This is a genomic window from Alicyclobacillus sp. CIJ1, assembly GCF_057538885.1.
The window spans coordinates 1-5122 of sequence record NZ_BAAJPH010000072.1 but is presented as its reverse complement, the minus strand read 5'-3'; the positions used below and the strand labels follow the sequence as shown (position 1 = coordinate 5122).

3 protein-coding genes and 2 pseudogenes are annotated in these 5122 nt (G+C 51.6%); all 5 read right to left on the bottom strand.

What is annotated here, in order from left to right; all coding sequences use genetic code 11:
• Window positions 1-1309 (bottom strand): annotated as a pseudogene (locus tag AC27E8_RS06495) (ATP-binding protein); the annotation flags it as partial.
• Between the two features lie 247 nt (window positions 1310-1556).
• Window positions 1557-1994, bottom strand: coding sequence for a hypothetical protein (locus tag AC27E8_RS06490; RefSeq protein WP_487098616.1), 438 nt, complete (start codon window positions 1992-1994; stop codon window positions 1557-1559).
• Between the two features lie 428 nt (window positions 1995-2422).
• Window positions 2423-2950, bottom strand: coding sequence for a sigma factor-like helix-turn-helix DNA-binding protein (locus AC27E8_RS06485; RefSeq protein ID WP_487098617.1), 528 nt, complete (start codon window positions 2948-2950; stop codon window positions 2423-2425).
• Between the two features lie 49 nt (window positions 2951-2999).
• Entirely contained in the window at window positions 3000-3437 is a 438-nt protein-coding gene (locus AC27E8_RS06480; protein ID WP_487098618.1) for a hypothetical protein, read from the bottom strand.
• Window positions 3438-4043: 606 nt separating this feature from the next.
• Window positions 4044-5122: pseudogene (locus tag AC27E8_RS06475) on the bottom strand (hypothetical protein); the annotation flags it as partial.

The following is a 5122-nucleotide window of genomic DNA, read 5'->3' as shown; positions in this document are numbered from 1 at the left end:
ATTGTCCCGTCGGATCGCCTACAAATGACGTGCCCAACGCGCCCGACGCCGCAAGCACCGACGGATCCGCAGGGATCGCCCATGCTTTCTCCACACCACCTGTGGTGCCCGGAAAAAAGGCTTGCCAGAGTCTCAGCGCGTCACCGGGCGGATGGACGAGTCGAATCGAACCCTGGAGCCGCTCTTTCAGCATTTCTTCACGCCGCAACATCTCAAGCTCGCTGTCTGCTCCCACCGCAAAGAAGGCGTGGAACGTCGCAAACGCCATGCCCGCCTTCAGCTTGGCTTCAAGGGCCTGCGCGTCTTCCAGTCCGTCGTAGATGTCCCACGGCACGTCACCCTCTTCGGCGTACTGTTCGCCCGTGCTGGCGACCTCTTTTCGGCGGCGATAGACGATCTCTCGCGCGCGTTGCGGGGAGATGACTTCAAAGTGCACACAGGCATCGACAGGGAACGCAAGTTTTTCAAGCGGTTGATAAATCCACTCGTCACCTATGACCTCGAGTCGTTCGCGCATGCTCGCCACCGCCATGACCGACTGATACGATGTGCGCTTGTCGTCATGCTCGACGCGAACGCGGAACGTGTCTTCCCGCACCGCCGCCGACACGAGCGGCAGACGCAAGGGACGAGGCCGAATCACGACATCCCGGCCTTCCACCGTCAGCGTTTTAGGAAGCGGATCCGGCAAGGCCAGGGGCCATGGGGTTAGGCCGCGCCAGTACGGCGCGCGATGCAGTCGTTCGATGTCCTGGGGCGCCGCTCGCTCCAACATCGGGATGATGGCCTGCAATCGATTGAACAGCCGCTGCTCCGCTTGCTGTGAGACCAACAGATCGTGCCGCGTGAGGACGGGCGCTTGTACACGCGCAACCCTGCGCTTCGCAAATCCCCACAACCTCGCAAACTGTTCCGACACGCGCTCACGCAACTGGTCGGGGCGATCCAGCACCTGCGACCAGGCGGTGCCGAGAGGCGAAGCCAGCGGCAACACAAGCACTGTCAATCGCTCGAATGGCGTGAGCCCCTTCAGTCGTTCCGCGACCATTTCCATGTGCGCTCGCCAATGCGGGTGATCCCCGAAGCTGCGCATGCGGGTAAGCACTTCTTCGCTCGAGATCGGCACCGAGATACTTAACAACTGTCCGTGTCCGCGATAGGTCTGGAAGAAGACTTCAAGCTGTCGATAGATGCTTCTCTTGACCGCTTCTGGCTGATGCTCGTACGGCAGGGCCGGAAGCCGATACACTGCAAAGGAAGAGCCATTATCCAAGAAGATCACGTTGTCATGCCAGTAGATTGTGCGCATAAAAAATCCCCCTCGTTTTTGAGGGGGGTGGCAGGCAAAGAAGGACTACGAGAGCAAGATGTCGTATTTCGCTAAAAGGTGATAGTGGTGTCTTGGTTGATCCAATTTCCTTCCCGCCGTTAAAAAGGTTGCAACCAAAGAAGGAATCAACACATATGGTGCCGAACATCTTGTCGCGTTCGAACAGTCCTCAGCCTGTCGCTTCGCGCGCTTAGACGGTGGTTCATGGAGCAACGTTTTACTCAAACTATCTGACACCGGAAATAGTTCCTCTGAACCATGCCATAACAAAAAAAAGAATAGGCATAACCTCATAGTTCATGCTAACTATCTCGTGAGCAATTTTCTGCTTGTCAGGTTCAAAGAACAGTTCGGGTGAAATTGCAATCTCAGGAAAGAACGCGAACCCAACCAACAGAGGGATTACCCAAAATTCTATATCGTCAGCTAACGCAGTGATGATCGTAAACATACATGCAGGAGAAACAGGTATAAGAATCGAAAACTTAATTTGTTCTGCCCAAAAAGAAGAAATCCAATGACGCTGAACTTCCCATGCTACCAAGTGGGACACTAGGCACCAACCCAATGCGTATTCAAGAAAAAAGACGATCAGACTGACAGAAAGGAAGACTTTCTTGTTTCGAAATGCCGATTCGATATTATGGAATCTAGTTCTATTCATCTCATCTTCACTCCTTATATTCCTTTTACTAGAAACATTGACATACAAGAAAATCGGTCAAAAAGTGCGTTTCCGTTTGATTTTAAATGGAAATTCTACATATGATTCTTTGTATAAAGAGCTTATCGCGTATGACAACGATAAACTCGAAAAGGAATATCGGTTATATCAATCTCTACTTCAAGTTTTAGAGACTACATCCTATATATCTGTCATAGCAACCATTGTACCTGCTTTTTATGGTTTTTTCGACATTCCCTATCCAATCATTTTCGGAATCGTTATATCTATATTCTATTTTTTAGTTAAATATACATATTATTGTTCTTTGCGACAGAATGTCGCCGAGGCTATTTTGCGTCAACGTCTGAACAAGAAAAATCCCCCTCTATCCCGAGGGGGTTGGCAGGCAAGTATGCGCTCTGTGCTCATGCGCCAAGGTCGGGCGCGTCGTCGAAAAGACTGAGTTGCACAGCCTCTGCTTTCCTCAGTTTCTCCCGTGCACGGCGAATGTACGAATGCACCGCCCCGCGCGTAATCGACAACGCTTGCGCAATGCCCGTGTACGTCATGCCTCGTTCATAAGCAAGCAGACACGCCGCTTCGCGCAAGCTCAGCAGGCTTCGCCACGACACCGGCAACCGTTCCGACCACGTTTCCTCTAGCCCCTGATCCTCTTCGTCCGTATCCCATTCGCCACGTCCGCACAATCCCCGTTTCGCCGCCAGTCGATCCAACACGCCCATATCTCCAATGGGGACTTCCCGGTGTTCCACCCTCACGGTGCCTTCCATGAGCCCCAGCGTATATTCCAGCGTGCGGATCATGCCCTCGCAGTATTTCACATCCAGGTAACTGCGCGGGTCGTCCTGTTTCTGGCGAGACCGCTTGATCGATTTCACGACTTCCAGGCTCACTTCGTATTCCTCGATCAGATCGGCGAGATCGTTTCGCATGGCCCTACCTCCAATAACCATCGCTTGTTATTGATTTTAACAAAAAAACTCAACCAAAAAGGTCAATCATAAAGAACGCTAAGAGGTATATTGCTGCATTGATCCAAACAAGGACGAGTAAATTGGGATCTTTTGTTCCAACAAAAGTTTCAATTCCTGCCACGAAAGTCTGAAATAAGATTGTTCCGATCGTAGGAATCGCAAACCCAAACGCCACACCCAAATTTTCCTTAAATAATTCAATCTTTCGGCTTATCGAAAAACGTATTGTGAAGCAGAAGTAGAGAGGAAATACAACGAGGGACATCGAAACGATAGTGAGTTGTTCGTTTGAATGTTGCAGCCAATGTTGTTTTAACTCAAACTGGCCGAGCAAATAAGCTACCACGAAAAGTAATCCACACATCATTAAGGATGAAAACCCCTGTTGCGAGGCGATTCGAACAATGCGCATCATTAAAGCCCTTGAGCCACCTTTTTTCTTCATCTTATGTGCCCTCCTCGTATATCAATTTATAAATGTAATTTATTGGTTGATTATAAAATGTGATTTCAGAAAAGCGAAAGTATCGTTTCGTTATCGAGAATATCGGAACATCCGTTCTCAATATGCCTTTTGTCTCCGAACGTACCGTAATTTCACTCATGGGAAATTAGAACAAATCTTAAGATTGACAGATACATACATGGAAAGCATAAAGTCCGTGTCCATTTCGACATTCATATCGGGTATTTTGTTGGCCTTTTATAAAGTTTACTTAAACAACAACATATTTATTTTTGGTGCAATTACAGGGGTATTTATATCTTTTGCTAAATACATTCAGTTTACTTGGATCAAACACAAGAGTATCCAACAACTCCTGAGTAGATCAGAAAAAAGAAAACTTCGCCGTCAAGATCAAGTCGTTTGTAAGGCAAATCTCCCTCCTAATCGCCAACTTCGTTCTCCTTATGTCTTCGTGGCAATGCATCGGTCCCGTCATATGATCTGTAGGAATTTCAGAGTTCGTCGTTGAAGGGTTTCTTGCCATGCAAAACCGCCCGCCCCGCCGCGATTGCAGCAGACAGGCGGGCGATTTGCGAGCTCAGATCAATAGGTCTTGCCGCCGATGCTTTCGCTGATGATGTGCGTGAACCAATACGCAGGCCAGCCGAACGTGCACGCCACATTGTTCGCCGTGACGGTGATGTTGCCGGCAGGCGTGTCCACCGTCATGGTGAACGAGATGTGCGCGCCGTCCTCATAGGCCACGGTCGGGTTCGAGCTGATGCTCCAGGCCGTGAGTTCCGGTTTCCCAGCCAGATAGACGCCCTTCGGCACGTTCGTCCAGCAGGACACCACTTCAGACGCGATCTCCGGTGCCTGCGTGCCGTTTGGCGTATCGCCGACGTCGTACAAGGTATCGGAATTGACGGTCAGCGGCTCCGTCCACGTGATGCTCCCGCCGTCCGGGTTCGTCATGGTGAACTTCACCGTGCCGCCCGTTGGCAGCGAATTGGGCGGTCCTTGCCACACGTACCGGAAGCCGAATCCAGCATCCGGGCGCACCCACACCGTCGGCGTCTGATCGCCAATCGGCGGGCCGTAGGTGTGGTAGGTTTGGCCGTTGATATCGAGCGTGCTGGAGATCTGGTTCGCGGTCGGCCCGCCGCCTTCGAGACCCGTGAAGCCGTGCTCCTGGAAATACTGACAGAAGAGCCCCGGACATTGCTCGCTGTCCCACTCACCCGCCGGTACCGGGAGCCACATGTCCTCCGGCGTACCGGGGTCATAGGACAAACCGGAAATCTGGCCGTCGTTGACGGAGGCCGGATAGTATTGGGACTCCTGCGTCGTCACGTCCACACACTGCCACGAGTTCGTCTGCGCGTTGTATTCCGGTGTCGGTACGTTGTACACCCACGTCAGTTCTTCCGCACCATTGCCCATGCTGGTCCACTGCACATTTGAGTCGTACGGCGCACCGCAGTTGGGAGCCGGTGGCGGTGTGGGTTGTGGATTCGGTGTCGGCGTCGGAGTGGGTTGTGTTGTGCCGTTTGTCCAGGTCACCGATACCGGATTCGACTGATAGGCGTCGTTCTGAATGTCGAACACGCCGCCCCCGGGCGGAATATACGACACGTATGCGATAAACGTGTCCGTTCCCGGCACGTTGCTTGTATAAGTTT